Consider the following 23,646-nt stretch of genomic DNA (forward strand, 5'->3'; position numbering starts at 1 on the left):
GTGCATCCATCCAGTATTTGCCCGTATACTCCTACGTTTTCGACGCCCGCCGAGCGAGGCCACTTTGGACAAGATCCTGATTCGTGGGGCCCGTACCCACAACCTGAAGAACATCGACCTGACCCTGCCACGGGACAAGCTGATCGTCATCACCGGCCTGTCCGGATCCGGCAAATCATCCCTGGCCTTCGACACCCTGTACGCCGAAGGCCAGCGACGCTATGTCGAATCCCTGTCGGCCTACGCCCGGCAGTTCCTGTCGATGATGGAAAAACCCGACGTCGACACCATCGAAGGGCTGTCGCCGGCGATTTCCATCGAGCAGAAATCCACCTCCCATAACCCGCGGTCCACGGTCGGTACCATCACCGAGATCTACGACTACCTGCGCCTGCTGTATGCGCGGGTCGGTATTCCCCGGTGCCCGGACCACGACATTCCCCTGGAGGCCCAGACCGTCAGCCAGATGGTCGACCTGGTGCTGGCCCAGCCCGAAGGCAGCAAGCTGATGCTGCTGGCCCCGGTGGTGCGCGAGCGCAAGGGCGAACACCTGCTGGTGTTCGAAGAACTGCGCGCCCAGGGTTTCGTGCGGGCCCGGGTCAACGGCAAGCTGTGCGAACTGGACGAGTTGCCCAAGCTGGACAAACAGAAGAAGCATTCGATCGACGTGGTGGTCGACCGCTTCAAGGTCCGAGCCGACCTGCAACAGCGCCTGGCCGAGTCCTTCGAAACCGCGTTGAAGCTGGCCGACGGGATCGCCCTGGTGGCGCCGATGGACGACGAGCCCGGTGAAGAAATCATCTTCTCCGCGCGCTTCGCCTGCCCGATCTGCGGCCACGCCATCAGCGAGCTGGAACCCAAGCTGTTCTCCTTCAACAACCCGGCCGGCGCTTGCCCGACCTGCGATGGCCTGGGGGTCAAGCAGTTCTTCGACACCAAGCGGCTGGTCAATGGCGAGCTGACCCTGGCCGAAGGGGCGATTCGCGGCTGGGACAGGCGCAACGTCTATTACTTCCAGATGCTCGGCTCGCTGGCGGCCCACTACAAGTTCAGTCTGGACAAGCCGTTCAACGAACTGCCCGCCGACCAGCAGAAGTACATCCTGCACGGCAGCGGCTCGCAAAGCGTGGACTTCAAGTACCTCAACGACCGTGGCGATATCGTCAAGCGCTCCCACCCGTTCGAAGGCATCGTACCTAACCTGGAGCGGCGCTACCGCGAAACCGAGTCGGCCAGCGTGCGCGAGGAACTGGCCAAGTTCCTCAGCACCCAGCCTTGCCCCGACTGCCGTGGTACCCGCTTGCGGCGCGAGGCGCGGCACGTGTGGGTCGGTGAGAAAACCTTGCCGGCGGTCACCAACCTGCCGATCGGCGATGCCACCGATTACTTCGCAGGCTTGAAGCTCACCGGCCGCCGTGGCGAAATCGCCGACAAGATCCTCAAGGAAATCAGTGAACGCCTGCAGTTCCTGGTGAACGTGGGGCTGGACTACCTGACCCTCGATCGCAGCGCGGACACCCTGTCCGGCGGTGAAGCCCAGCGTATCCGCCTGGCGAGCCAGATCGGCGCCGGCCTGGTGGGGGTCATGTACATCCTCGACGAGCCGTCCATTGGCCTGCACCAGCGGGACAACGACCGACTGCTCGGCACGCTCAAGCACCTGCGGGACATCGGTAACACGGTGATCGTGGTCGAACACGATGAAGACGCCATTCGCCTGGCCGACTACGTCGTGGACATTGGTCCCGGCGCGGGCGTGCACGGCGGGCATATCGTTGCCCAGGGCACGGCTGCCGAGGTCATGGCGCATCCCGACTCCCTGACCGGCAAGTACCTTTCGGGCCGGGTGAAGATCAAGGTCCCGGCCAAGCGCACGCCACGTAACAAGAAGCTGTCGCTGACCCTCAAGGGCGCGCGCGGCAACAACTTGCGCAACGTCGACCTGGAAATCCCGATTGGCCTGCTGACCTGCGTGACCGGGGTGTCCGGCTCCGGCAAATCGACGCTGATCAACAACACCCTGTTCCCCCTCAGTGCCACGGCGCTGAACGGTGCCACCACCCTCGAAGCCGCGGCCCACGACAGCATCAAGGGGCTGGAGCACCTGGACAAGGTCGTCGACATCGACCAGAGCCCCATCGGTCGTACGCCACGCTCCAACCCGGCGACCTACACAGGCTTGTTCACGCCCATTCGCGAGCTGTTCGCCGGTGTACCGGAGTCCCGTTCGCGGGGTTATGGCCCGGGGCGATTCTCGTTCAACGTCAAGGGTGGACGCTGCGAAGCCTGCCAGGGCGATGGCCTGATCAAGGTGGAAATGCACTTCCTGCCGGACATCTACGTGCCTTGCGACGTGTGCAAGAGCAAGCGCTACAACCGCGAAACCCTGGAGATCAAGTACAAGGGCAAGAACATCCACGAAACCCTCGAAATGACCATCGAGGAAGCCCGGGCGTTCTTCGACGCGGTGCCGGCACTGGCGCGCAAGCTCCAGACGCTGATGGACGTCGGTCTGTCATACATCAAGCTCGGGCAGTCGGCGACGACCTTGTCCGGCGGTGAAGCCCAACGGGTCAAGCTGTCTCGCGAGCTGTCCAAGCGCGACACCGGCAAGACCCTGTACATCCTCGACGAGCCGACCACGGGGCTGCACTTCGCCGATATCCAGCAACTGCTCGACGTGCTGCATCGACTCCGCGACCACGGCAACACCGTGGTGGTGATCGAGCACAACCTGGACGTGATCAAGACGGCGGACTGGCTGGTGGACCTCGGGCCGGAGGGCGGCTCCAAGGGCGGCCAGATCATCGCGGTGGGTACGCCTGAGCAAGTGGCCGAGATGAAGCAGTCCCACACCGGCTACTACCTCAAGCCTCTGCTGGAACGTGATCGGGAGTGATCAAGGCCCGGGCATGAAAAAGCCCCTGTCATCTCACCGATGACAGGGGCTTTTTCATGCTCCGCATGGGAATGTATCCAGTGACGCTCTGCCTCCGGTACCCGGCAATCAGAACTGCGACTGCAGGTAATTCTCCAAACCGATCAACTTGATCAAACCCAACTGCTTCTCAAGCCAGTAGGTATGGTCTTCCTCTGTGTCATTGAGCTGGACACGCAGGATCTCGCGGGTCACGTAGTCGTTGTGCTGCTCGCACAGCTCAATGCCCTTGCACAGCGCCGCACGAACCTTGTATTCGAGCCGCAGGTCGGCTGCGAGCATGTCGGGCACCGTGGTGCCGACGTCCAGATCGTCCGGACGCATGCGCGGCGTGCCTTCGAGCATCAGGATCCGACGCATCAACGCATCGGCGTGCTGGGCTTCTTCTTCCATTTCATGGTTGATACGTTCGTAGAGCTCGGTAAAACCCCAATCCTCGTACATCCGCGAATGGATGAAATATTGATCACGGGCTGCCAGTTCACCTGTCAGCAGCGTGTTGAGGTAATCGATTACGTCCGGGTGACCTTGCATCGCCCTACATCTCCACAAGCTTTTAAAGGCTGTAGTTTGAACCAAGCTGACTCCAAGGTCACGGTTCTATCGCAATAAAAGTGAAGAAAATCCGAGAAAACCGGGCTAAATAACGCAAAAACCGCCCTAATGCGGGCGGTTCTGCTTCTCGTTTAGACTTCGTTAAGCTGTACACCCAACGCTTTTGCGATACCTTCTCCATAAGCGGCATCCGCCTTGAAGAAATGCTGCAGCTGGCGATCGACCACATCTGCCGACACACCCGCCATGGCACCGGCGATATTGCTGATCAGCAGGGCTTTCTGCTCATCGTTCATCAGGCGGAACAACGCCCCGGCGTGGCTGTAGTAATCGGTATCTTCGCGATGATCGTAACGATCGGCCGCGCCACTGAGGGCCAGCGCCGGTTCCGCATAACGCGGAGCCTGCTTCGGCGCTTCCACGTAGCTGTTGGGCTCGTAGTTCGGTGCCGCGCCACCATTGCTGCCAAACGCCATGGCGCCATCGCGCTGGTAAGTATTGACCGGGCTGCGCGGCGCATTCACCGGCAGTTGCTGGTGATTGGTCCCTACGCGGTAGCGGTGCGCATCAGCATAGGCAAACACACGACCTTGCAGCATGCGATCCGGCGAAAGGCCTACGCCTGGGACCATATTGCTTGGCCCGAACGCCGCTTGCTCGACTTCAGCAAAGTAGTTCAGCGGGTTGCGATTGAGCTCAAGCTCCCCCACTTCGAGCAATGGGAACTCTTTTTGCGACCAGGTCTTGGTCACGTCGAACGGATTCTCGTAATGGGCCGCAGCCTGGGCCTCGGTCATGATCTGGATGCAGACACTCCATTTCGGGAAGTCGCCGCGCTCAATAGCCTCGAACAGGTCACGCTGAGCGTAATCCGGGTCGGTGCCCGCCAGGCGTGCCGCTTCGGCCGGCGCGAGGTTCTTGATCCCCTGTTTAGTCTTGTAGTGCCACTTGACCCAGTGGCGCTCGCCTTGGGCATTGATCAGGCTGTAGGTATGACTACCGAAGCCGTGCATGTGCCGATAGCCATCCGGAATGCCACGGTCCGAAAACAGAATGGTGACCTGGTGCAGCGCCTCAGGCGAGTGCGACCAGAAATCCCACATCGCCTGCGCGCTTTTCAGGTTGCTTTGCGGCAGACGTTTCTGGGTGTGGATGAAATCCGGAAATTTCAGCGGATCACGAATGAAGAACACCGGCGTATTGTTACCCACGATGTCCCAGTTACCTTCTTCGGTATAGAACTTCAGGGCGAAGCCGCGTGGGTCGCGCTCGGTGTCAGCCGAACCCCGCTCACCGCCTACGGTAGAAAAGCGCAGGAAGGTGGGGGTTTGCTTGCCTACCGACTCAAACAGCTTGGCGCTGGTGTACTGGGTAATGTCGCGGGTCACGGTGAAGGTGCCGTAGGCGCCCGACCCTTTGGCGTGCACGCGGCGCTCAGGAATGTTTTCGCGGTTGAAGTGAGCGAGCTTCTCGATCAGGTGAAAGTCGTCGAGCAGCAGCGGGCCCCGGGGGCCGGCGGAACGGGAGTTCTGGTTATCGGCGACAGGAGCGCCGCTGGCGGTCGTAAGCGTTTTGATCTGGCTCATGCTCAATCTTCCTAGGTCGGTCTTCGAACTGCCGGCTAATCGGCTGGAGAGGAGTATTGATCATGTTAGTGACAGTATCCAAATTCATTAAATCATGGGCATCGATAGTTATTATCTAACGCCACTACGTTGCCCATAGCGAAGCCAGTCGAAGCGGTGCTTCACCTTTCATCAGGCAACAAAAAACCGGGCACAAGGCCCGGTTTTTTGTATGTTGCCGTCTTACTCAGCGGATACAGCTTCACCGCTGGTAGCACGATCAACCAACTCGACGTACGCCATAGGCGCGTTGTCGCCAGCGCGGAAACCGCACTTGAGGATGCGCAGGTAGCCACCCTCACGGGTAGCGTAACGCTTGCCCAGGTCGTTGAAGAGCTTACCAACGATAGCTTTCGAACGAGTACGGTCGAAAGCCAGGCGGCGGTTAGCCAGGCTATCTGTCTTGGCCAGAGTGATCAGCGGCTCAGCAACGCGGCGCAGTTCTTTGGCTTTCGGCAGTGTAGTTTTGATCAGCTCGTGCTCGAACAGCGACACCGCCATGTTTTGGAACATGGCCTTGCGGTGCGAGCTGGTGCGGCTCAGGTGACGACCACTTTTACGATGACGCATGGTTCATTCCTTACCAAACACAACGTTCGGTGATTACGACGATCAGGCAGTCGCCTTGTCGTCCTTCTTAAGACTTGCAGGCGGCCAGTTGTCGAGGCGCATGCCGAGGGACAGACCGCGGGAGGCCAGAACGTCCTTGATTTCAGTCAAGGATTTCTTGCCCAGGTTCGGAGTCTTCAACAGCTCTACTTCGGTACGCTGAATCAGGTCGCCGATGTAGTAGATGTTTTCCGCCTTAAGGCAGTTAGCCGAACGTACAGTCAGTTCCAGATCGTCAACCGGGCGAAGCAGGATCGGATCGATCTCGTCTTCCTGCTCGACAACCACTGGCTCACTGTCACCTTTGAGGTCGACGAACGCAGCCAACTGCTGTTGCAGGATGGTTGCAGCGCGGCGAATGGCCTCTTCAGGATCCAGGGTACCGTTGGTTTCCAGATCAATAACCAGCTTGTCCAGGTTGGTACGCTGCTCGACACGGGCGTTTTCCACCACGTAGGCGATACGGCGAACCGGGCTGAACGAAGAGTCAAGCTGCAAGCGACCAATGCTGCGGCTTTCGTCTTCATCGCTCTGACGCGAGTCGGCCGGTTCATAACCACGACCACGAGCTACAGTGAGCTTCATGTTCAGGGCGCCGTTAGACGCCAGGTTAGCGATTACGTGATCGGGGTTAACGATCTCGACATCATGATCCAGCTGAATATCGGCAGCGGTAACCACCCCCGAACCCTTCTTCGACAAGGTCAGCGTAACTTCGTCACGACCGTGCAGCTTGATAGCCAGACCTTTAAGGTTCAACAGGATTTCAATTACGTCTTCCTGTACACCTTCGATGGCGCTGTACTCGTGGAGCACACCGTCAATCTCGGCCTCGACTACTGCACAGCCGGGCATTGAGGACAACAGGATGCGGCGCAGCGCGTTGCCCAGGGTGTGGCCGAAACCACGCTCGAGAGGCTCGAGCGTGATCTTGGCGCGGGTTGGACTGACAACCTGCACATCAATATGGCGGGGTGTCAGGAACTCATTTACCGAAATCTGCATGGATGCACCTATTTTCTAGCCCTTACTTGGAGTAGAGCTCGACAATCAGGCTTTCGTTGATGTCGGCGGACAGATCACTGCGAGCAGGAACGTTCTTGAAAACGCCCGACTTCTTCTCAGTGTCTACTTCTACCCATTCTACGCGGCCACGTTGGGCACACAGATCGAGAGCTTGGACAATGCGAAGTTGGTTCTTTGCTTTCTCGCGAACAGCAACCACGTCACCAGCACGAACCTGGTAGGACGGAACGTTTACGGTGTTGCCGTTAACGCTGATCGACTTGTGCGATACCAGCTGACGGGATTCGGCACGAGTAGAACCGAAGCCCATACGGTATACGACGTTGTCCAGACGGCATTCGAGCAGTTGCAACAGGTTTTCGCCGGTTGCGCCTTTCTTGCCAGCAGCTTCTTTGTAGTAGCCGCTGAATTGACGCTCGAGAACGCCGTAGATACGACGGACCTTCTGCTTTTCACGCAGTTGGGTGCCGTAGTCGGACTGGCGACCGCGGCGTTGGCCGTGGATACCAGGTGCTGCTTCAATGTTGCACTTCGATTCGATCGCGCGCACGCCGCTCTTCAGAAAAAGATCGGTGCCTTCGCGACGAGCGAGTTTGCATTTTGGACCAATGTAACGAGCCATTCTTTACAATCTCCTGGATTACACGCGGCGCTTCTTCGGCGGACGGCACCCGTTGTGCGGGATTGGCGTCACGTCGGTGATGCTGGCGATCTTGTAGCCACAGCCGTTCAAAGCGCGGACTGCGGATTCACGACCTGGACCTGGACCCTTGACGTTGACGTCGAGGTTTTTCAGGCCGTATTCCAGCGCAGCTTGACCAGCACGCTCAGCAGCTACTTGAGCAGCGAACGGGGTGGACTTGCGGGAACCGCGGAAACCCGAACCACCGGAGGTAGCCCAGGAAAGAGCGTTACCTTGACGGTCGGTAATGGTCACGATGGTGTTGTTAAAAGAAGCATGGATGTGGGCGATGCCATCAACCACTGTCTTTTTAACTTTTTTACGAGGACGAGCAGCAGGTTTTGCCATGATTAAATTCCTGTCGATTCGCTGGGGCGATTACTTGCGGATCGGCTTACGCGGACCTTTACGGGTACGCGCGTTGGTCTTGGTACGCTGACCGCGTACTGGCAGACCACGACGATGACGCAGACCGCGATAGCAACCGAGGTCCATCAAGCGCTTGATTTTCATGTTGATTTCGCGACGCAGGTCACCTTCAGTGGTGAACTTCGCCACTTCGCCACGCAGCTGTTCAATTTGCTCGTCGCTCAGATCCTTGATCTTTGCAGCTGGGTTGACCCCAGCGTCTGCACAAATTTTCTGTGCAGTAGTGCGACCAACACCATAGATGTAGGTCAGCGAGATAACAGTATGCTTGTTATCTGGAATGTTGACGCCTGCAATACGGGCCATTCAGTGGGACTCCAATTGACAGCTACCTACGCCCCGGAAGCCAAGAAATAGGGCGCGAGATAATATCGCTGTAATAACAAATAATCAACCCGGCAGCGCACTAGCTGCCGGGCTTAAAGCACAATCACACTCAGCCTTGGCGCTGTTTGTGACGCGGTTCCGCGCTGCAAATTACCCGAACAACACCTTCGCGGCGAATAATCTTGCAGTTACGGCACAGCTTTTTCACCGATGCACGAACTTTCATCACCAACTCCTCGAACCTTATGGACGCTACTCAGCGCAACATGCCGCTGCCGTAGCCCTTCAGGTTGGCTTTCTTCATCAGGGATTCGTACTGGTGCGAAACGAGGTGCGATTGTACTTGGGACATGAAGTCCATCACAACCACGACCACGATCAGCAACGAGGTCCCGCCAAGGTAGAACGGTACGTTTGCCGCCACCACCAGGAACTGGGGCAGGAGGCAGACGGCCGTCATGTAAAGAGCACCGAACATGGTCAAGCGAGTCAGAACGCCATCAATGTAGCGCGCAGACTGCTCACCTGGACGGATGCCCGGAATAAAGGCACCGGACTTCTTCAGGTTTTCCGCTACGTCTTTCGGATTGAACATCAACGCCGTATAGAAGAAGCAGAAGAAAATAATCCCTGCACTAAACAGCAGAATATTCAACGGCTGACCAGGAGCGATCGACTGCGAGATGTCCTGCAACCAGCCCATACCTTCAGACTGACCGAACCAGGCACCCAACGAAGCAGGGAACAGCAGGATGCTGCTCGCGAAAATAGCCGGAATTACGCCGGCCATGTTCACCTTCAACGGCAAGTGGCTGGTCTGCGCAGCAAACACCTTGCGGCCTTGCTGACGCTTGGCGTAGTGAACAGCAATGCGACGCTGACCACGCTCAATGAACACCACGAAACCGATAATCGCTACTGCCAGCAGACCGATGGCAACCAGGGCAAAAATGTTGATATCACCCTGACGCGCAGACTCGAAAGACTGCCCGATCGCTCTCGGAAGACCGGCGACGATACCTGCGAAGATCAACATCGAGATACCGTTGCCAACACCACGCTCAGTAATCTGCTCACCCAGCCACATCATGAACATCGCGCCTGCCACGAAAGTGGTTACCGCAACGAAATGAAAGCTGAAGTCAGCAGTGAACGAAACGCCCTGCCCCGCCAGGCCGATGGACATGCCAATGGCTTGAACGAGAGCGAGGACGACAGTGCCGTAGCGGGTGTACTGGCTGATCTTGCGACGGCCAGCTTCACCTTCCTTCTTCAACTGCTCCAGCTGCGGGCTGACGGCGCTCATCAACTGCATGATGATCGATGCCGAAATGTACGGCATGATCCCCAGTGCAAAGATGCTCATCCGCTCCAGCGCGCCGCCGGAAAACATGTTGAACAAGCTAAGAATGGTCCCCTCATTCTGTCGAAACAGGTCCGCGAGTCGGTCCGGGTTGATACCTGGAACCGGGATGTGTGCGCCTATTCGGTAGACGATAATCGCCAGGAACAGAAAACGCAGACGAGCCCAGAGTTCAGACATACCGCCTTTGCCGAGCGCAGAGAGAGCACCTTGCTTAGCCATTTATTCCTCGAACTTGCCGCCAGCTGCTTCGATAGCCGCACGCGCACCTTTGGTGGCGCCGATTCCCTTTCCGATGGTGACAGCACGAGCAACCTCGCCCGACAGCATGATTTTCACACGCTGAACGTTCTGGTTGATCACGTTGGCATCCTTCAGGGACTGCACGGTGACGACGTCGCCGTCCACTTTGGCCAGCTCGGACAGACGCACTTCAGCGCGGTCCATGGCTTTCAGGGAAACGAAACCGAACTTCGGCAGGCGACGATGCAGCGGCTGTTGACCGCCTTCAAAGCCTGGAGCAATGGTGCCACCGGAGCGGGAGGTCTGACCTTTGTGGCCACGGCCACCGGTCTTGCCCAAACCACTACCGATACCACGGCCCGGACGATGCTTTTCGCGACGGGAACCCGGCGCTGGACTCAGATCATTGAGTTTCATCGATTAACCCTCGACACGCAGCATGTAGTAGGCCTTGTTGATCATCCCGCGATTCTCGGGAGTATCCAGGACTTCTACAGTGTGACCGATGCGACGCAGACCCAGACCCTTAACGCACAGTTTGTGGTTAGGGATGCGGCCGGTCATGCTTTTGATCAGCGTAACTTTTACGGTAGCCATGATCAGAAGATCTCCTTGACGCTTTTGCCACGCTTGGCGGCAATGGATTCAGGAGACTGCATAGCCTTCAGACCCTTGAAAGTGGCGTGAACCACGTTTACTGGGTTTGTCGAGCCGTAGCACTTGGCCAGAACGTTCTGAACGCCAGCAACTTCGAGGACAGCACGCATAGCGCCGCCAGCGATGATACCGGTACCTTCAGAAGCAGGCTGCATGTACACCTTCGAAGCGCCATGGGCAGACTTCATTGCGTACTGCAGGGTGGTGCCGTTCAGATCAACCTGGATCATGTTGCGGCGAGCAGCTTCCATCGCCTTCTGGATCGCAGCAGGCACTTCACGCGACTTGCCACGGCCGAAGCCAACACGGCCTTTACCATCACCTACCACGGTCAACGCGGTGAAGGTGAAGATACGGCCGCCTTTAACGGTTTTGGCTACGCGGTTAACTTGAACCAGCTTCTCGATGTAGCCTTCGTCGCGCTTTTGGTCGTTATTTGACATAACTTAGAACTCCAGCCCAGCTTCACGAGCAGCATCAGCCAGCGCCTTGACGCGGCCGTGGTACTTGAAGCCAGAGCGGTCGAAAGCCACCTGCGAGACGCCAGCGGCTTTAGCACGCGTAGCGACCAGCTGGCCAACCTTAGTGGCCGCGTCGATGTTGCCAGTGGCGCCATCACGCAGTTCTTTATCCAAAGTCGAGGCACTTGCCAGGACCTTGTTGCCGTCGGCCGAAATGACCTGGGCGTAGATGTGCTGCGAAGAGCGGAACACGCAGAGACGCACGACTTCGAGTTCGTGCATTTTCAGGCGTGCTTTGCGAGCGCGACGCAGTCGAGTAACTTTTTTGTCGGTCATTTGCTATGCCCTACTTCTTCTTGGCTTCTTTACGACGGACGACTTCGTCCGCGTAGCGCACACCTTTGCCTTTGTACGGCTCTGGTGGACGGAAGTCGCGGATCTCGGCGGCCACTTGACCTACCAGCTGCTTGTCGATGCCCTTGATCAGGATATCGGTCTGGCTAGGAGTCTCAGCGGTGATGCCTTCCGGCAGTTCGTAATCCACTGGGTGCGAGAAGCCAAGAGCCAGGTTCAGAACCGAGCCTTTTGCTTGCGCTTTGTAACCAACACCGACCAGCTGGAGCTTGCGCTCGAAGCCTTGGCTTACGCCTTGGACCATGTTGTTTACCAACGCACGAGTGGTACCAGCCATTGCGCGAGTCTGTTGATCGCCATTGCGAGCAGCGAAACGCAGCTCACCGGCTTCTTCAACGATCTCAACGGACGAATGGATGTTCAGTTCAAGAGTGCCCTTGGCACCCTTCACCGAAAGCTGTTGGCCTGCGAATTTGACTTCGACACCGGCTGGCAGCTTAACGGGGTTCTTAGCGACGCGAGACATGCTTATCCCCCCTTAGAACACAGTGCAAAGAACTTCGCCGCCGACACCGGCAGCGCGCGCAGCACGATCAGTCATCACACCCTTGTTGGTGGAGACGATAGACACGCCCAGGCCGCCGCGAACTTTCGGCAGATCCTCAACGGACTTGTACTGACGCAGGCCTGGACGGCTAACGCGCTTCACTTCCTCGATGACCGGACGGCCTTCGAAGTATTTCAGCTCGATGGACAGCAGAGGCTTGATTTCGCTGCTGATCTGATAACCCGCGATGTAACCTTCGTCCTTCAGGACTTTTGCTACAGCCACCTTCAACGTGGAAGACGGCATGCTGACGACGGACTTTTCAGCCATCTGGGCATTACGGATTCGAGTTAGCATGTCCGCTAACGGGTCCTGCATACTCATGGGCTAGACGCTCCTAATGCAAAAAAATTAGCCTTGCGGCTACTACTTGTCGCCGAGAAACTCCGGGCATGAAAAACACGGGCTCAGGCGAGCCGGGTATTCTAGACACACCCCAGAAATGAATCAAGCCCCAAAAGGGGCTTGATCCAGATTCAAGGCCACCGGTGGTCAGGATCCTGAGACGCCGAACACCGAGACTTTGACAGTGCTTACCAGCTGGCTTTAACCAGACCTGGAACGTCACCACGCATTGCAGCTTGACGCAGCATGTTACGGCCAAGGCCGAACTTGCGGTACACGCCGTGCGGACGACCAGTCAGGCGGCAGCGGTTACGCATGCGCGAGGCGCTGGCGTCACGTGGCTGCTTCTGCAGGGCTACGGTAGCTTCCCAACGTGCTTCTGGACTTGCGTTCAGATCAACGATGATCGCTTTCAGCGCTGCACGCTTGGTGGCGTACTTGGCAACGGTGAGCTGACGCTTCAGCTCACGGTTCTTCATGCTCTTCTTGGCCATTTTCCTACTCCAATCAGTTGCGGAACGGGAATTTGAAAGCGCGCAGCAGTGCGCGACCTTCGTCATCCGTCCGAGCAGTGGTGGTCAGGGTAATGTCCAGACCGCGGAGAGCGTCGATCTTGTCGTAATCGATTTCCGGGAAAATGATCTGCTCTTTTACGCCCATGCTGTAGTTGCCACGACCATCGAAGGACTTGGCATTCAGGCCGCGGAAGTCGCGAACCCGAGGCAGGGAGATCGACAGCAGACGATCCAGGAACTCGTACATACGCTCACGGCGCAGGGTCACTTTGACGCCGATCGGCCAACCTTCACGGACTTTGAAGCCAGCGATGGATTTCCGAGCGTAAGTCACAACGACTTTCTGACCGGTGATCTTTTCCAGGTCGGCAACAGCGTGCTCGATGACTTTTTTGTCGCCGATCGCTTCGCCCAGACCCATGTTCAGGGTGATTTTGGTAACGCGCGGAACTTCCATCACGTTCGAAAGCTTAAGTTCTTCCTTAAGTTTCGGTGCGATTTCCTTCCGGTAAATCTCTTTTAGTCGTGCCATGGTCTTCTACCTAGCAGTGTTCAAGCATCAACCGCTTTTTGGGTCGACTTGAAGACACGAATTTTCTTACCGTCTTCTACTTTGAAACCAACGCGGTCAGCCTTGTTGGTTTCGCCGTTGAAGATGGCGACGTTGGAAGCGTGCAGTGGCGCTTCTTTCTCGACGATACCGCCCTGTACGCCCGACATCGGGTTAGGCTTGGTATGACGCTTGACCAGGTTCAGACCACCTACAACCAGACGGTTGTCAGCAAGAACCTTCAGCACCTTACCGCGCTTACCTTTGTCTTTGCCGGCGATCACGATGATCTCGTCGTCACGACGAATCTTTTGCATGTCGGATCTCCTTACAGCACTTCTGGGGCGAGCGAGACGATCTTCATGAACTTCTCGGTACGAAGTTCACGGGTCACTGGCCCAAAGATACGGGTGCCGATCGGCTCTTGCTTGGTGTTCAACAGAACAGCAGCGTTGCCATCAAAGCGGATGATGGAGCCGTCAGCACGACGAACGCCATGGCGAGTGCGGACTACGACAGCAGTCATCACTTGGCCTTTCTTCACCTTACCGCGAGGAATTGCTTCCTTGACGGTAACTTTGATGATGTCACCGATACCAGCGTAACGACGATGGGAGCCACCCAGCACCTTGATGCACATAACGCGGCGAGCGCCGCTGTTATCGGCCACATCGAGCATGGATTGAGTCTGAATCATATAATTTCTCCGACCCCTAGCCCTTAGACTTCCACAGCGCGTTCGAGAACATCAACCAGCGCCCAAGACTTGGTCTTGGCCATCGGACGAGTTTCACGAATAGTGACCTTGTCGCCGATGTGGCACTGATTGGTTTCGTCGTGCGCGTGCAGCTTAGTCGAACGCTTAACGTATTTACCGTAGATCGGGTGCTTCACGCGACGCTCGATCAGAACGGTGATGGTTTTGTCCATCTTGTCGCTGACAACACGGCCAGTCAGCGTACGGACAGTTTTTTCGGCTTCAGCCATGATCACTTACCTGCCTGCTGGTTGAGCACAGTTTTCACGCGAGCGATGTCACGCTTAACTTGCGAGAGCAGATGAGACTGCCCCAACTGGCCAGTTGCTTTCTGCATACGCAGATTGAACTGGTCGCGCAGCAGGCCGAGCAGTTGCTCGTTCAGCTGCTGTGCGGATTTTTCACGAAGTTCATTCGCTTTCATCACATCACCGTCCGTTTAACAAAGGAGGTGGCGAGCGGCAGCTTTGCAGCAGCCAGGGCGAAAGCCTCACGCGCCAGCTCTTCAGAAACACCCTCGATTTCATACAGGACTTTGCCTGGCTGAATCTGGGCAACCCAGTATTCCACGTTACCCTTACCTTTACCCATCCGAACTTCGAGTGGCTTCTTGGTGACAGGCTTGTCCGGGAACACACGGATCCAGATCTTGCCGCCACGTTTTACGTGACGGGTCAGAGCACGACGCGCTGACTCGATCTGACGAGCGGTGAGACGACCACGAGCAACAGACTTCAGCGCGAACTCGCCGAAGCTGACTTTGCTACCGCGCAATGCCAGACCACGGTTGTGACCGGTCATTTGCTTGCGGAACTTCGTACGCTTTGGTTGCAACATTTGGCGTACCCCTTACTTAGCAGCTTTTTTACGAGGCGCTGGTGCTTGTGGCTTCAGTTCTTCTTGGCGACCACCGATTACTTCGCCTTTGAAGATCCAAACCTTTACACCGATCACACCGTAGGTGGTGTGAGCTTCGTAGTTGGCATAGTCGATGTCGGCACGCAGGGTGTGCAGTGGCACACGACCTTCGCGATACCATTCAGTACGTGCGATTTCAGCACCGCCGAGACGACCGCTCACTTGGATTTTGATGCCTTTGGCACCAATGCGCATGGCGTTCTGTACAGCGCGCTTCATAGCGCGACGGAACATGACGCGACGCTCCAGCTGCTGAGCTACGCTCTGCGCAACCAGCATACCGTCGAGCTCCGGCTTGCGGATCTCTTCGATATTGATGTGCACAGGCACACCCATTTGCTTGGTCAGGTCCTGACGCAGTTTCTCAACATCTTCACCTTTCTTCCCGATAACGATACCTGGGCGAGCGGTGTGGATGGTGATACGTGCAGTCTGAGCCGGACGATGGATATCGATACGGCTTACGGACGCGCTTTTTAGTTTGTCTTGGAGATACTCACGCACCTTCAGATCAGCGAACAAGTAGTCCGCATAAGTCCGACCGTCTGCGTACCAGACGGAGGTGTGCTCCTTGACGATTCCCAGGCGAATGCCAATGGGATGTACTTTCTGACCCATCTCTTCGACTCCGTTACTTGTCAGCAACCTTGACAGTGATATGGCAAGACCGCTTGACGATGCGATCAGCACGGCCTTTGGCACGTGGCATGATGCGCTTCAGCGAACGCCCTTCGTTGACGAAAACGGTGCTGACCTTCAGGTCATCAACGTCTGCGCCTTCGTTATGCTCGGCGTTGGCTACGGCCGACTCCAGCACTTTTTTCATGATCTCGGCGGCTTTCTTACTGCTGAAAGCCAACAGGTTGAGCGCTTCGCCCACCTTCTTCCCGCGGATCTGGTCGGCGACCAAGCGGGCTTTCTGGGCGGAGATTCGAGCGCCCGACAACTTAGCGGCTACTTCCATTTCCTTACCCCTTAACGCTTGGCTTTCTTGTCAGCCACGTGCCCACGGTATGTGCGGGTACCGGCGAACTCGCCCAGTTTGTGGCCGACCATGTCTTCGTTCACGAGAACTGGGACGTGCTGGCGACCGTTGTGTACAGCGATGGTCAGACCGACCATTTGTGGCAGGATCATCGAGCGACGCGACCAGGTCTTAACTGGTTTGCGATCGTTCTTTTCCGCCGCCACTTCGATCTTCTTCAGTAGGTGAAGATCAATAAAAGGACCTTTTTTCAGAGAACGTGGCACTGTCGTATCCCTCTATTTACTTGCGACGACGGACGATCATTTTGTCGGTACGCTTATTACCACGAGTCTTCGCGCCCTTAGTCGGGAAGCCCCACGGCGATACCGGATGACGACCACCAGAGGTACGACCTTCACCACCACCATGTGGGTGGTCAACCGGGTTCATGGCAACACCACGAACGGTTGGGCGAACGCCACGCCAGCGCTTGGCACCAGCTTTACCCAGCGAACGCAGGCTGTGCTCGGAGTTCGAGACTTCGCCCAGGGTCGCACGGCATTCAGCCAGGACTTTACGCATCTCACCAGAACGCAGACGCAGGGTCACGTAGACACCTTCACGAGCGATCAGCTGAGCCGAAGCACCAGCGGAACGAGCGATTTGCGCGCCTTTACCTGGCTTCAATTCGATGCCGTGTACGGTGCTACCAACTGGAATGTTGCGCAGTTGCAGAGCGTTGCCCGGCTTGATCGGCGCCAGGGCACCTGCGATCAGCTGGTCGCCAGCGCTCACGCCTTTAGGGGCGATGATGTAGCGACGCTCGCCATCTGCGTACAGCAGCAGAGCGATGTGAGCAGTACGGTTTGGATCGTATTCGATGCGCTCGACGGTGGCAGCGATGCCATCCTTGTCGTTGCGACGGAAGTCGACCAGACGATAATGCTGCTTATGACCGCCACCCACGTGACGTGTAGTGATGCGGCCATTGTTGTTACGACCACCAGACTTCGATTTTTTCTCGAGCAGCGGTGCGTGAGGAGCGCCTTTATGCAGCTCCTGGTTGACCACCTTGACCACAAAACGGCGGCCAGGGGAAGTCGGTTTGCATTTAACGATTGCCATGATGCACCCCTTCCTTACTCAGCACTGCTGCTGAAATCGAGATCTTGGCCTGGCTGAAGGGAGATAACTGCCTTCTTCCAGTCATTACGCTTGCCCAGACCGCGAGCAGTGCGCTTGCTCTTACCCAGAACATTCAGGGTAGTCACGCGCTCTACTTTCACGCTGAACAGGCTTTCGACGGCCTTCTTGATTTCCAGCTTGGTTGCGTCGGTAGCAACCTTGAAAACGAACTGGCCTTTCTTGTCTGCCAGAACCGTAGCCTTCTCGGAAACGTGCGGGCCAAGCAGAACTTTAAATACGCGTTCCTGGTTCATCCCAGCAGCTCCTCGAATTTCTTCACGGCCGACACGGTGATCAACACCTTGTCGTATGCGATCAGACTGACCGGATCGGAACCTTGGACGTCACGAACATCGACGTGCGGCAGGTTGCGAGCAGCCAGGTACAGGTTCTGATCAACAGAGTCAGACACGATCAGGACGTCAGTCAGGCCCATGCCGTTCAGCTTGTTCAGCAGATCTTTGGTTTTCGGTGCTTCAACAGCGAAGTCCTGAACCACGACCAGACGATCAGTACGCACCAGCTCAGCAAGGATGGAACGCATTGCTGCGCGATACATCTTCTTGTTCAGCTTCTGGGAGTGATCCTGAGGACGAGCTGCGAAAGTGGTACCGCCGCCACGCCAGATTGGGCTACGGATAGTACCGGCACGAGCACGGCCAGTGCCTTTCTGACGCCATGGGCGCTTGCCGCCACCGGAAACGTCGGAACGGGTCTTTTGCTGCTTGCTACCTTGACGGCCGCCAGCCATGTAGGCCACGACTGCTTGGTGAACCAGCGTCTCGTTGAATTCGCCGCCAAATGTCAGTTCGGAAACTTCGATCGCTTGAGCGTCATTTACATTTAATTGCATGTCAGCTTCCCCTTAACCGCGAGCCTTGGCTGCTGGACGTACAACCAAGTTGCCGCCAGTAGCGCCAGGAACAGCGCCCTTGACCAACAACAGATTGCGTTCAGCGTCCACGCGCACTACTTCGAGGGACTGCACGGTCACGCGCTCGGCGCCCATATGACCGGACATTTTCTTGCCCTTGAATACACGACCAGGAGTCTGGCACTGGCCGATAGAGCCTGGAACGCGGTGGGATACGGAGTTACCGTGGGTGTTATCTTGCCCGCGGAAGTTCCAACGCTTGATCGTACCCTGGAAGCCTTTACCTTTGGACTGACCGGTTACATCAACCAGTTGACCAGCAGCGAAGATTTCAGCGTTGATCAGATCGCCGGCCTGGTACTCGCCTTCTTCAAGGCGGAATTCCATTACGGTACGACCAGCGGCAACGTTCGCCTTGGCGAAGTGGCCAGCTTGAGCAGCTGTTACACGCGAAGCACGACGCTCGCCGACAGTGACTTGCACTGCACGATAGCCATCGGTCTCTTCAGTTTTGAACTGGGTGACGCGATTCGGCTCGATCTCAATGACCGTGACCGGAATGGAGACACCTTCTTCGGTGAAAATACGGGTCATACCGCATTTACGACCGACTACACCAATAGTCATGTTGTAAACCTCATGAGTGTACGGGGCTTTCACCCGCTATGGCCGCCCATTTCAGAGCGTTACACGACCAAGACCGAGTCTTAGCCGAGGCTGATCTGCACTTCCACACCGGCCGCAAGATCAAGCTTCATAAGTGCATCAACGGTTTTATCCGTTGGCTGGACGATATCCAGTACGCGCTTATGAGTACGGATCTCGTACTGGTCACGCGCGTCTTTGTTGACGTGCGGGGAGACCAGAACGGTGAACCGCTCTTTACGGGTAGGCAGTGGAATTGGACCACGCACTTGAGCACCAGTACGTTTCGCGGTTTCCACGATTTCCTGGGTGGATTGGTCGATCAGGCGATGGTCAAAAGCCTTCAACCTGATACGGATTTGCTGATTTTGCATTGGATTTCAGACTCCGGCTGCTATTCCCACCGGGCGCAATACGCCCGTTAAAAGGAGGCGCAATTCTATAGACGCCCCTGATAGGTGTCAACCCAATAAAAAAGCCCCCGCTAAGCGGGGGCTTTTTCACTCATCGAGTCGACTCTATAAAAGAGACTTATTCGATGACTTTGGCTACGACGCCAGCGCCGACGGTACGACCGCCTTCACGGATAGCGAAACGCAGACCGTCTTCCATCGCGATGGTCTTGATCAGAGTGACAGTCATCTGGATGTTGTCACCTGGCATTACCATTTCAACGCCTTCTGGCAGCTCGCAGTTACCAGTCACGTCAGTGGTACGGAAGTAGAACTGTGGACGGTAGCCTTTGAAGAACGGAGTATGACGACCGCCTTCTTCCTTGCTCAGAACGTAAACTTCTGCGGTGAACTTGGTGTGCGGCTTGACGGTGCCTGGCTTGACCAGAACCTGGCCACGCTCAACGTCGTCACGCTTGGTGCCGCGCAGCAGCACGCCGCAGTTCTCGCCAGCACGACCTTCGTCGAGCAGCTTGCGGAACATTTCAACGCCGGTGCAGGTAGTTTTCTGAGTGTCGCGCAGACCGACGATCTCAACTTCTTCCTGGATACGGACGATGCCACGCTCAACACGACCAGTCACAACAGTACCGCGACCGGAGATCGAGAAGACGTCTTCGATTGGCATCAGGAACGGCTTGTCGATAGCACGCTCTGGCTCTGGGATGTAGCTGTCCAGAGTTTCAACCAGCTTCTTCACAGCGCTGGTGCCCATTTCGTTGTCGTCTTGGCCGTTCAGGGCCATCAGAGCCGAACCGATGATGATTGGAGTGTCATCACCTGGGAAGTCGTAAGTGCTCAGCAGGTCGCGCACTTCCATCTCAACCAGTTCCAGCAGCTCAGCGTCGTCAACCATGTCAGCCTTGTTCAGGAAGACAACGATGTACGGAACGCCTACCTGACGGGACAGCAGGATGTGCTCACGGGTTTGTGGCATCGGACCATCGGCGGCCGAGCAAACCAGGATCGCGCCGTCCATCTGGGCAGCACCGGTGATCATGTTTTTTACGTAGTCGGCGTGACCTGGGCAGTCAACGTGTGCGTAGTGACGCACGGACGAATCGTATTCAACGTGAGCGGTGTTGATGGTGATACCGCGAGCTTTCTCTTCCGGGGCGCTGTCGATCTTGTCGAAGTCAACCTTGGCCGAACCGAAAACTTCGGAGCAGACACGGGTCAGAGCAGCGGTCAGAGTGGTTTTACCGTGGTCAACGTGGCCGATGGTGCCAACGTTGACGTGCGGTTTGTTCCGTTCAAATTTTTCTTTAGCCACGACAATTAACTCCTAGCTTAAAGGGCTGAATCAGCCTTGCTTTTTGGTAACAGTTTCGACGATATGCGACGGAGCTGTATTGTATTTTTTGAATTCCATGGAGTAGCTTGCGCGACCCTGAGACATGGAACGAACGTCGGTTGCGTAACCGAACATTTCACCCAACGGAACCTCGGCGCGAATGACCTTGCCGGAAACCGTATCTTCCATACCCAGAATCATGCCGCGACGACGGTTAAGGTCGCCCATGACATCACCCATGTAGTCTTCAGGCGTAACGACTTCAACGGCCATGATCGGCTCGAGCAACTCACCACCGCCCTTCTGGGCCAGTTGCTTGGTCGCCATGGAAGCAGCCACCTTGAACGCCATCTCGTTGGAGTCGACGTCGTGGTAAGAACCGTCGAACACGGTCGCCTTCAGGCCGATCAGCGGATAGCCGGCAACAACGCCGTTCTTCATCTGCTCTTCGATACCCTTCTGGATCGCCGGGATGTATTCCTTAGGAACCACACCGCCCACGACTTCGTTCAGGAATTGCAGACCTTCCTGACCTTCGTCAGCAGGAGCAAAACGGATCCAGCAGTGGCCGAACTGACCACGACCGCCGGACTGACGAACGAACTTGCCTTCGATCTCACAGCTCTTCGTGATGCGCTCACGATAGGAGACCTGAGGTTTACCGATGTTGGCTTCGACGTTGAACTCACGGCGCATCCGGTCAACCAGGATGTCCAGGTGCAGCTCGCCCATGCCGGAGATGATCGTTTGACCAGTCTCTTCATCAGTCTTGACGCGGAAAGACGGGTCTTCCTGAGCAAGCTTGCCCAGAGCGATACCCATTTTTTCCTGGTCATCCTTGGTTTTTGGCTCAACGGCAACCGAAATAACCGGCTCCGGGAAGTCCATGCGAACCAGGATGATTGGCTTGTCAGCGTTGCACAAAGTCTCACCAGTGGTGACGTCCTTCATGCCGATCAAGGCCGCGATGTCGCCAGCGCGTACTTCCTTGATTTCTTCACGGGCGTTTGCGTGCATTTGCACCATACGACCCACGCGCTCTTTCTTGCCTTTTACAGAGTTGATCACGCCGTCGCCGGAGGCCAACACGCCCGAGTAAACTCGAACGAAGGTCAAGGTACCCACGAATGGGTCGGTAGCGATCTTGAACGCCAGGGCCGCGAACGGCTCGTCGTCGCTTGCGTGACGCTCCATTTCCTCTTCCTCGTTATCAGGGTTGGAGCCCTTGATAGCAGGAATGTCGGTTGGAGCAGGCAGGAAGTCGATAACAGCGTCGAGAACCAGGGGAACGCCCTTGTTCTTGAAGGAAGAACCGCAAACAGCCAGGACGATCTCACCAGCGATAGTACGCTGACGCAGAGCGGCCTTGATTTCCTCGATGGTGAGCTCTTCGCCCTCGAGGTACTTGTTCATCAGCTCTTCATTGGCTTCGGCCGCAGCCTCGACCATGTTGCTGCGCCACTGCTCGGCTTCTGCCAACAGCTCGGCCGGGATGTCCTTGCGAACAGGGACCATGCCCTTGTCGGAGTCATTCCAGTAAACCGCTTGCATATTGATCAGGTCGATCTGGCCCTGGAAGTTGTCTTCCGAACCGATAGCGAGCTGGATAGGCACCGGAGTGTGACCCAGACGCTGCTTGATCTGACCGATCACGCGCAGGAAGTTGGCACCAGCACGGTCCATCTTGTTTACGTAAACAAGACGTGGAACGCCGTATTTGTTGGCCTGACGCCATACGGTTTCCGACTGAGGTTCAACACCCGAAGTACCGCAGAACACAACGACCGCGCCGTCGAGTACACGCAGGGAACGCTCAACTTCAATGGTGAAGTCTACGTGGCCCGGGGTATCGATGACGTTGAAGCGATGCTCGTGTGGGTACTGCTTCTCGGAACCTTTCCAGAAGGCGGTGATGGCAGCAGAAGTAATGGTAATACCACGCTCCTGCTCCTGCACCATCCAGTCTGTGGTCGCGGCGCCGTCATGCACCTCGCCCATTTTGTGACTTTTGCCGGTGTAAAAAAGGACGCGCTCGGTGGTGGTGGTTTTACCAGCATCCACGTGAGCGACGATACCGATGTTACGGTAGCGGTTAATCGGTGTAGTACGAGCCATAAAGCCCTCGCAAATTGAGTGACGCTAAAATTAGAAGCGGTAGTGCGAGAAAGCCTTGTTGGCTTCAGCCATACGGTGCACGTCTTCACGCTTCTTAACTGCAGCACCTTTACCTTCAGCAGCGTCCAACAGTTCACCAGCCAAACGCAGAGCCATGGACTTCTCGCCGCGCTTGCGGGCGAAGTCTACGAGCCAGCGCATGGCCAGAGCGTTACGACGGGACGGACGAACTTCAACCGGAACCTGGTAGGTAGCACCGCCTACGCGGCGCGACTTCACTTCGACCAGCGGAGCGATGGCGTCGAGTGCTTTTTCGAAGAGTTCCAGGGGATCGGAGTTCTTACGCTCTTTAACTTTTTCCAGCGCGCCATAAACGATACGCTCGGCAACGGCTTTCTTGCCGCTTTCCATTACGTGGTTCATGAACTTGGCGAGGATCTGGCTTCCGTATTTCGGATCGTCCAGAATCTCACGCTTGGCTGCTACGCGACGTCTTGGCATTGATAAGCCCTCAAACGGTCTTCAGGTTAGCCCGGGACAGCTGACGCGTGCCCGACCTTACTCTTATCGACTCAATAAAATTAAAAACTGCAAAAAACGGCCGATTATTTCGGACGCTTGGTACCGTATTTCGAACGACCCTGGTTACGACCTTTAACGCCGGAAGTATCCAAAGAACCGCGAACGGTGTGGTAACGAACACCTGGCAAGTCTTTTACACGACCGCCGCGGATCAGTACCACGCTGTGCTCTTGCAGGTTGTGGCCTTCACCACCGATGTACGAGGAAACCTCGAAACCGTTGGTCAGGCGCACACGGCATACTTTACGCAGTGCCGAGTTAGGTTTTTTCGGCGTAGTGGTATACACGCGGGTGCATACGCCACGACGTTGCGGGCAGTTCTGCAGCGCAGGTACGTCGGATTTCTCGACGATACGCTTACGCGGCTGACGTACCAGCTGGTTGATAGTTGCCATCTACTAGCTCCACTGTTGTCTTGCGACGCTATTGTCTTGCAAGAAAAGCAAAATGGCAGGAACGAATTCCCGCCAAATTTAGGGGATCAAGAGTCTAAAGAGGATCTTGTCCCCAGTCAAGGCAAGGCCCCGACCTCCCCGCCCGCCGGATCTCGACAATTTGTCTTGATCCGCCG

Annotated in this window: 35 protein-coding genes; 1 reads left to right on the plus strand and 34 read right to left on the minus strand. The window is 56.5% G+C overall.

Features of this window, described 5'->3' with window-relative positions:
- The first annotated feature begins 64 nt into the window (after positions 1-64).
- Positions 65-2,899, plus strand: coding sequence for an excinuclease ABC subunit UvrA (gene uvrA / locus KI241_RS24280; protein WP_042729627.1), 2,835 nt, complete (start codon positions 65-67; stop codon positions 2,897-2,899).
- A gap of 108 nt (positions 2,900-3,007) precedes the next feature.
- On the opposite strand, the gene bfr is transcribed toward uvrA, so the two are convergent.
- From bfr to rpsL, 34 genes are all read right to left on the minus strand, one after another.
- On the minus strand, positions 3,008-3,472 hold the full coding sequence (gene bfr, locus KI241_RS24285) for a bacterioferritin (RefSeq protein WP_003176400.1): 465 nt from the start codon (positions 3,470-3,472) through the stop codon (positions 3,008-3,010).
- A gap of 152 nt (positions 3,473-3,624) precedes the next feature.
- Positions 3,625-5,079 (minus strand): catalase, encoded by a 1,455-nt coding sequence (locus tag KI241_RS24290; RefSeq protein ID WP_042729626.1) that lies wholly within the window; start codon positions 5,077-5,079, stop codon positions 3,625-3,627.
- Positions 5,080-5,301: 222 nt separating this feature from the next.
- The gene (rplQ, locus tag KI241_RS24295; protein ID WP_003186009.1) at positions 5,302-5,688 is read right to left on the minus strand and encodes a 50S ribosomal protein L17; all 387 of its coding nucleotides are present in this window, start codon (positions 5,686-5,688) and stop codon (positions 5,302-5,304) included.
- A 42-nt stretch (positions 5,689-5,730) separates the two neighbouring features.
- Positions 5,731-6,732 carry a DNA-directed RNA polymerase subunit alpha gene (gene rpoA, locus KI241_RS24300; protein WP_003186012.1) on the minus strand — a complete coding sequence of 334 codons (1,002 nt, stop codon included), beginning with the start codon at positions 6,730-6,732 and terminating at the stop codon, positions 5,731-5,733.
- Between the two features lie 22 nt (positions 6,733-6,754).
- Positions 6,755-7,375 carry a 30S ribosomal protein S4 gene (rpsD, locus tag KI241_RS24305; RefSeq protein ID WP_042729625.1) on the minus strand — a complete coding sequence of 207 codons (621 nt, stop codon included), beginning with the start codon at positions 7,373-7,375 and terminating at the stop codon, positions 6,755-6,757.
- Between the two features lie 18 nt (positions 7,376-7,393).
- Positions 7,394-7,783, minus strand: coding sequence for a 30S ribosomal protein S11 (gene rpsK, locus KI241_RS24310; RefSeq protein ID WP_002555466.1), 390 nt, complete (start codon positions 7,781-7,783; stop codon positions 7,394-7,396).
- Positions 7,784-7,813: 30 nt separating this feature from the next.
- Complete coding sequence (gene rpsM / locus KI241_RS24315) at positions 7,814-8,170, minus strand: 30S ribosomal protein S13 (RefSeq protein WP_042729624.1); 357 nt, start codon at positions 8,168-8,170, stop codon at positions 7,814-7,816.
- 130 nt (positions 8,171-8,300) lie between these two features.
- Entirely contained in the window at positions 8,301-8,417 is a 117-nt protein-coding gene (rpmJ, locus tag KI241_RS24320) for a 50S ribosomal protein L36 (RefSeq protein ID WP_002555468.1), read from the minus strand.
- 30 nt (positions 8,418-8,447) lie between these two features.
- The gene (gene secY, locus KI241_RS24325; RefSeq protein WP_003186029.1) at positions 8,448-9,776 is read right to left on the minus strand and encodes a preprotein translocase subunit SecY; all 1,329 of its coding nucleotides are present in this window, start codon (positions 9,774-9,776) and stop codon (positions 8,448-8,450) included.
- A complete protein-coding gene (gene rplO, locus KI241_RS24330) occupies positions 9,777-10,214 on the minus strand; it encodes a 50S ribosomal protein L15 (RefSeq protein WP_042729623.1) in 438 nt (145 codons plus the stop codon). It lies immediately after the preceding gene.
- 3 nt (positions 10,215-10,217) lie between these two features.
- Entirely contained in the window at positions 10,218-10,394 is a 177-nt protein-coding gene (gene rpmD / locus KI241_RS24335; RefSeq protein ID WP_003186033.1) for a 50S ribosomal protein L30, read from the minus strand.
- Positions 10,395-10,396: 2 nt separating this feature from the next.
- The gene (rpsE, locus tag KI241_RS24340) at positions 10,397-10,897 is read right to left on the minus strand and encodes a 30S ribosomal protein S5 (protein WP_003186035.1); all 501 of its coding nucleotides are present in this window, start codon (positions 10,895-10,897) and stop codon (positions 10,397-10,399) included.
- 3 nt (positions 10,898-10,900) lie between these two features.
- A complete protein-coding gene (gene rplR, locus KI241_RS24345) occupies positions 10,901-11,251 on the minus strand; it encodes a 50S ribosomal protein L18 (protein ID WP_003186037.1) in 351 nt (116 codons plus the stop codon).
- A 10-nt stretch (positions 11,252-11,261) separates the two neighbouring features.
- Positions 11,262-11,795: a 50S ribosomal protein L6 gene (gene rplF, locus KI241_RS24350; RefSeq protein ID WP_024077677.1), complete on the minus strand. Its 534-nt coding sequence runs from the start codon at positions 11,793-11,795 to the stop codon at positions 11,262-11,264.
- Between the two features lie 12 nt (positions 11,796-11,807).
- Entirely contained in the window at positions 11,808-12,200 is a 393-nt protein-coding gene (gene rpsH / locus KI241_RS24355; RefSeq protein WP_017848802.1) for a 30S ribosomal protein S8, read from the minus strand.
- 209 nt (positions 12,201-12,409) lie between these two features.
- Positions 12,410-12,715, minus strand: coding sequence for a 30S ribosomal protein S14 (rpsN, locus tag KI241_RS24360; protein ID WP_003186042.1), 306 nt, complete (start codon positions 12,713-12,715; stop codon positions 12,410-12,412).
- Between the two features lie 13 nt (positions 12,716-12,728).
- Positions 12,729-13,268, minus strand: a complete 540-nt coding sequence (gene rplE / locus KI241_RS24365) for a 50S ribosomal protein L5 (protein WP_003186044.1) — start codon at positions 13,266-13,268, stop codon at positions 12,729-12,731.
- A 20-nt stretch (positions 13,269-13,288) separates the two neighbouring features.
- Positions 13,289-13,603, minus strand: a complete 315-nt coding sequence (rplX, locus tag KI241_RS24370; RefSeq protein ID WP_003186046.1) for a 50S ribosomal protein L24 — start codon at positions 13,601-13,603, stop codon at positions 13,289-13,291.
- A gap of 11 nt (positions 13,604-13,614) precedes the next feature.
- The gene (rplN, locus tag KI241_RS24375; RefSeq protein ID WP_008089810.1) at positions 13,615-13,983 is read right to left on the minus strand and encodes a 50S ribosomal protein L14; all 369 of its coding nucleotides are present in this window, start codon (positions 13,981-13,983) and stop codon (positions 13,615-13,617) included.
- A 23-nt stretch (positions 13,984-14,006) separates the two neighbouring features.
- A complete protein-coding gene (rpsQ, locus tag KI241_RS24380; protein ID WP_003194644.1) occupies positions 14,007-14,273 on the minus strand; it encodes a 30S ribosomal protein S17 in 267 nt (88 codons plus the stop codon).
- Positions 14,274-14,275: 2 nt separating this feature from the next.
- A complete protein-coding gene (rpmC, locus tag KI241_RS24385) occupies positions 14,276-14,467 on the minus strand; it encodes a 50S ribosomal protein L29 (protein WP_002555481.1) in 192 nt (63 codons plus the stop codon).
- Complete coding sequence (gene rplP / locus KI241_RS24390) at positions 14,467-14,880, minus strand: 50S ribosomal protein L16 (protein WP_003186052.1); 414 nt, start codon at positions 14,878-14,880, stop codon at positions 14,467-14,469. The genes rpmC and rplP overlap by 1 nt, the downstream gene beginning before the upstream one ends.
- A 12-nt stretch (positions 14,881-14,892) precedes the next feature.
- Positions 14,893-15,579: a 30S ribosomal protein S3 gene (gene rpsC, locus KI241_RS24395; protein WP_003176422.1), complete on the minus strand. Its 687-nt coding sequence runs from the start codon at positions 15,577-15,579 to the stop codon at positions 14,893-14,895.
- A 13-nt stretch (positions 15,580-15,592) separates the two neighbouring features.
- Entirely contained in the window at positions 15,593-15,925 is a 333-nt protein-coding gene (rplV, locus tag KI241_RS24400) for a 50S ribosomal protein L22 (protein WP_003103908.1), read from the minus strand.
- A gap of 11 nt (positions 15,926-15,936) precedes the next feature.
- Positions 15,937-16,212, minus strand: a complete 276-nt coding sequence (rpsS, locus tag KI241_RS24405; protein ID WP_002555486.1) for a 30S ribosomal protein S19 — start codon at positions 16,210-16,212, stop codon at positions 15,937-15,939.
- A 16-nt stretch (positions 16,213-16,228) separates the two neighbouring features.
- The gene (gene rplB / locus KI241_RS24410; RefSeq protein ID WP_007924198.1) at positions 16,229-17,053 is read right to left on the minus strand and encodes a 50S ribosomal protein L2; all 825 of its coding nucleotides are present in this window, start codon (positions 17,051-17,053) and stop codon (positions 16,229-16,231) included.
- A gap of 14 nt (positions 17,054-17,067) precedes the next feature.
- Positions 17,068-17,367, minus strand: coding sequence for a 50S ribosomal protein L23 (gene rplW, locus KI241_RS24415; protein ID WP_002555488.1), 300 nt, complete (start codon positions 17,365-17,367; stop codon positions 17,068-17,070).
- Complete coding sequence (gene rplD / locus KI241_RS24420; RefSeq protein WP_042729622.1) at positions 17,364-17,966, minus strand: 50S ribosomal protein L4; 603 nt, start codon at positions 17,964-17,966, stop codon at positions 17,364-17,366. Before rplD ends, rplW begins: the two co-directional genes overlap by 4 nt.
- Positions 17,967-17,978: 12 nt before the next feature.
- Complete coding sequence (rplC, locus tag KI241_RS24425) at positions 17,979-18,614, minus strand: 50S ribosomal protein L3 (RefSeq protein WP_003186059.1); 636 nt, start codon at positions 18,612-18,614, stop codon at positions 17,979-17,981.
- An 80-nt stretch (positions 18,615-18,694) separates the two neighbouring features.
- On the minus strand, positions 18,695-19,006 hold the full coding sequence (rpsJ, locus tag KI241_RS24430) for a 30S ribosomal protein S10 (protein ID WP_003186070.1): 312 nt from the start codon (positions 19,004-19,006) through the stop codon (positions 18,695-18,697).
- Positions 19,007-19,163: 157 nt separating this feature from the next.
- Positions 19,164-20,357 (minus strand): elongation factor Tu, encoded by a 1,194-nt coding sequence (gene tuf, locus KI241_RS24435; RefSeq protein WP_047736380.1) that lies wholly within the window; start codon positions 20,355-20,357, stop codon positions 19,164-19,166.
- 30 nt (positions 20,358-20,387) lie between these two features.
- Positions 20,388-22,493 (minus strand): elongation factor G, encoded by a 2,106-nt coding sequence (gene fusA, locus KI241_RS24440; RefSeq protein WP_212803083.1) that lies wholly within the window; start codon positions 22,491-22,493, stop codon positions 20,388-20,390.
- A gap of 30 nt (positions 22,494-22,523) precedes the next feature.
- A complete protein-coding gene (gene rpsG, locus KI241_RS24445; protein WP_024776462.1) occupies positions 22,524-22,994 on the minus strand; it encodes a 30S ribosomal protein S7 in 471 nt (156 codons plus the stop codon).
- Positions 22,995-23,098: 104 nt separating this feature from the next.
- A complete protein-coding gene (gene rpsL / locus KI241_RS24450; protein WP_003186084.1) occupies positions 23,099-23,470 on the minus strand; it encodes a 30S ribosomal protein S12 in 372 nt (123 codons plus the stop codon).
- Positions 23,471-23,646 lie beyond the last annotated feature (176 nt).

It is taken from the genome of Pseudomonas sp. Cab53 (assembly GCF_018325965.1).
GTDB lineage: Bacteria > Pseudomonadota > Gammaproteobacteria > Pseudomonadales > Pseudomonadaceae > Aquipseudomonas > Aquipseudomonas chlororaphis_E.